The 3,265-nt window shown below is 70.0% G+C and carries 4 protein-coding genes and 1 pseudogene; 1 reads left to right on the top strand and 4 read right to left on the bottom strand.

Annotated elements, in window-relative coordinates:
- Window positions 1-105: 105 nt before the first annotated feature.
- The 4 genes from RH94_RS29635 to RH94_RS29620 all read right to left on the bottom strand — a co-directional run bounded on the left by RH94_RS29635 (window position 106) and on the right by RH94_RS29620 (window position 2,751).
- Window positions 106-477, bottom strand: coding sequence for a beta/gamma crystallin domain-containing protein (locus RH94_RS29635; protein ID WP_073951436.1), 372 nt, complete (start codon window positions 475-477; stop codon window positions 106-108).
- Window positions 478-1,331: 854 nt separating this feature from the next.
- Window positions 1,332-1,988 carry a class I SAM-dependent methyltransferase gene (locus RH94_RS29630; protein WP_073951435.1) on the bottom strand — a complete coding sequence of 219 codons (657 nt, stop codon included), beginning with the start codon at window positions 1,986-1,988 and terminating at the stop codon, window positions 1,332-1,334.
- Between the two features lie 12 nt (window positions 1,989-2,000).
- Window positions 2,001-2,234 (bottom strand): hypothetical protein, encoded by a 234-nt coding sequence (locus RH94_RS29625; RefSeq protein ID WP_073951434.1) that lies wholly within the window; start codon window positions 2,232-2,234, stop codon window positions 2,001-2,003.
- 34 nt (window positions 2,235-2,268) lie between these two features.
- Window positions 2,269-2,751, bottom strand: a complete 483-nt coding sequence (locus RH94_RS29620) for a hypothetical protein (RefSeq protein WP_073951433.1) — start codon at window positions 2,749-2,751, stop codon at window positions 2,269-2,271.
- A gap of 159 nt (window positions 2,752-2,910) precedes the next feature.
- Between RH94_RS29620 and RH94_RS29615 the strand changes: the two are divergent.
- Window positions 2,911-3,213, top strand: a pseudogene (locus tag RH94_RS29615) (TMEM165/GDT1 family protein); the annotation flags it as partial.
- Between the last annotated feature and the right edge of the window lie 52 nt (window positions 3,214-3,265).

Genomic DNA, 3,265 nt, shown 5'->3' with positions numbered 1-3,265 from the left:
AGCCGCTCGACCAGATTCGCCATGCACAATCAACGACCGATCGCGCCATAGGAAAGCCGTCCGAAAAGGGGCGCCCCGAAAGGCGCCCCCGGCCGTTCTTCGATATCAGTGGATCCGGATCGATATGATCTGGTGGATGTGGCCCGGGTTCCACGAGCTCCACTTCTGAAGGGTGATGGACTCGAGCCTCGGGTCGCTCAGGTTCCGCTGGAACTGGAGGGTCACGACATTGTTTCCGGACTCGACCCAGTTCACGCCGTAGATGGCGACGGGCATCATTCCGGCGTTGGCGAAACAGAGCGTGTCGCGACCGCTGTTGTTGTGGATTTCTAAGTAGCCGTGCTCGTTGCAGTTCGTACGGTTGATCAGCACCCCGTTGGTGGACGCCGTGGCGGCCGTGGCAGGCACGACCGTGGCGGCCAGGGCGGCTGCGGCGACTACTGCAACACCGAGGGAACGGCGCACGGAAAGCTTCATTTTCTTCCTCTCATGGGCAGGACTGGAGTTTCTACCGTCACACACGCACCTGCTCTCTCGAAAGCATTTACCAGCCAGATCGACATCCTCGCAGGTGTTCATACGAGCAGAGTGATCGATAGCACGTTTGACCCGGCAGGAGTCGGCATCACCAGTTCGGGAGGGCAGTGGAACAACCCGGTTCGCAGGGGAAGGGAATCCGCACCGCGGAAGGGCGGGCGCAGAGGCGCCGCGGGCGCCACGTAGGTGATCAGGGATGACGCAAGAGAGGGAACTCTGACAGGAGTCAGCCGAAAATCGCGGAACCAAAAAGGCTCGCCCGCGCTCGCAGGAGCCCGCGCAAGGCGATCCCGTCATGGTGCGGGAGGAAGGGGAAGATCGCTCATACCGTGCCGTTGCTGCTTCGACACCCGCGCCCGGGCCGCAAGGGGACCCTTCAGAGGTCTTGGGTCCTGTGAGCAAAGGGCATGCAGCGGGCGCCCCAACGGCGGCGACGCGGGCGGGCGGGACGGACGCCCTTCGCCGGGGGCGCGGCCGACACGCGCATCGGGCTCGTTCACTCCGCAGGGGCCGTCTTCCCGGTAACGCACGGGTCCTTCGAGGAGTGGAACGGATTTGCGCACAAGCCCGCGGACATCGCCGCGAACCTCCCAGAGGCCCAGCAGTGGAGAACGAACAGACGTCCGGCGACGAGTCGGCGCCGTGCTGATCAGGCTGACGCTCGCGTTGCTGCCGCCAACCGGCATGTAGCTGAGCGTCACGGTCGTCGCGTGTTACCGGCGCACTACGACGGCCCCCGACCGCCGGGCGCGGAAGGCGGGATCCGTCTTTGCACGTCCGTGAGCAGAGCGCGGTCAGACCTGTGCGATCAGGGCGTAGCGTTCGTCGGTCACCGGGCCGCCCCACAGGGCGGCATCGGCGCTGAGGGGTTCGATGCGCAGGTCGCTGACGAGCGGGCGCACCGCCTCCGCCAGGTCGTCGGCGGTGATGCCCCGGTGCCACGGCAGTGTGTCGGCGCCGACGACGTACGGAACTCCGCTCTGTCCTGCCTCGCGCCAGCGGCCCTCGATGAGGGCGAGGAGGCCGCCGGGGCGGATGCGGCCGACCCACTCGTTCAAGGCGGCGTGCGGGTCGGGCAGGGTCCACACAAGGTGGCGGGAGAGCAGGACGTCGAACTTCTCCCGGCCGGTGGGCGGCAGGGCGGCGTCGCCGACCAGGAACCGGCCCTGCAGGCCGGCGGCCGTGAGCTTGGCCCGGGCCTGCTCGATCATCCGCGGAGCCAGGTCCACGCCGGTGACCCGGTGCCCGGCCTCGGCGATCAGTTCGGAGAGCGATCCGGTGCCGCAGCCGATGTCCAGCACGTCCACCGGGTGGGGCGGGAGCCAGGCGGTCAGGAGGTTCGCCCACGCGGCGCGGGTGTCCGCGGCGCGCAGGCCGTGGTCCGGCTCGTCGTCGAAGTCGTCGGCGGCGGCGTCCCAGTAGGCGGTGATGGCAGCAGCGGGGTGTGTCATCCGGTGATCCTTTCAGCCACCACTGACAACGCCCGGGGGCCGATCGCCGTGGTGGGCGAGGGAGGCGTGCGGGTCGTGGCCGGCGGTGGGGACATGGTCGGTGTGGACGGTCGCGGCCGTCAGCCTGGGGACTGCGTGGATGAGAGCGTGTTCGGCGGCGGCGGCCAGGTCGATGCCGCCGGGCTCGTGGACCACTCGCAGGGCGGGCCGTGCGGGTGCCGTCCCGTCCCCGTCGTGCGGATCCATTCGGGCAGTGTTGCGGTGCGGGCGCTCGGTCATGTCAGCCGCCGCCGATGCCCAGGGTGGTGAGCGGGACCAGGACGAGGGTGGCGACGGTGAGCAGGCCGTGCACCAGCACCACCGCGAGCGGGAAGTGCCGTTCGGCGGGGACGGCCCCTTCGGCTCCCGGAGCGGTTGCGGCTGCCGGCGCCGGCCCGGCCGTGGCGCGGCCGCGGTGGACGGGGACCCAGCGGGCCGGCATCACGAATCCCAGCAGGGCGACCGGCAGCAGCGGACCGAACGAAGTCCGGGCCAGGGCACTCTTGTCGGCCACGACATAGATGATCCACACCACCAGCCCGATCGCGGCCAGGGCGAAGTGCCCGAAGACGGCCGGTGCGGGCAGACTGCTGGTGCCGGATCGCTGTTGCCGGATTCCGTCGCGTCGGATCCAGATGCCGAGCAGGTAGGAGCCGCCGAGGGCGGTGACCACCCAGGTGATCAGTGCGGCGATGTCCGTGCGGAACTCCCGAGGGGTGAGCATGTCGAGGGCAACCGGACGGCACCGGCCGCCGTGTCAGGTGCGCGGGCCGGGCCGCACGGCGGAACGGGCGTTCCTCGCGCCGCGGCCGGGCGTGTATCCCTCGGCCTGGATGCTCTCGTCGGCGACCCGTACGCCGTAGCGGTAGGCGAGCCTGCCGCCGACGAGGCAGGCACCAGGACCGTCACCGGCTTCCGGCCCGTCTGCACCACCGCGTTCATGGCCGTCTTCATCAGCGAATGGGGCGACCTCACCCAGATCACCACCGCCAACCTCGCCGCCACCAACGGCTGGCTCCCCACCGCCATCGGCTCCGCCGCCGCCCTGATGTCCGTCTCCGCCCTCGCCCTCCTCGTCGGCCGGTTCATCGCCAAGCGCGTGCCCCTGAAGACCGTGCAGCGCATCGGCGGTGCCTGCATGGCCGCCCTGGCCGCCTGGACCCTCGTCGAAGCCTTCGCCGGCTGACCCGGCCGACCGGCGACCGACCAGGACACGCGGTGCGGCCCCGACGGCGGAC

This window comes from Streptomyces kebangsaanensis (genome assembly GCF_001906585.1).
Lineage (GTDB): Bacteria > Actinomycetota > Actinomycetes > Streptomycetales > Streptomycetaceae > Streptomyces > Streptomyces kebangsaanensis.
This window is presented reverse-complemented; position numbering and strand designations above follow the sequence as displayed.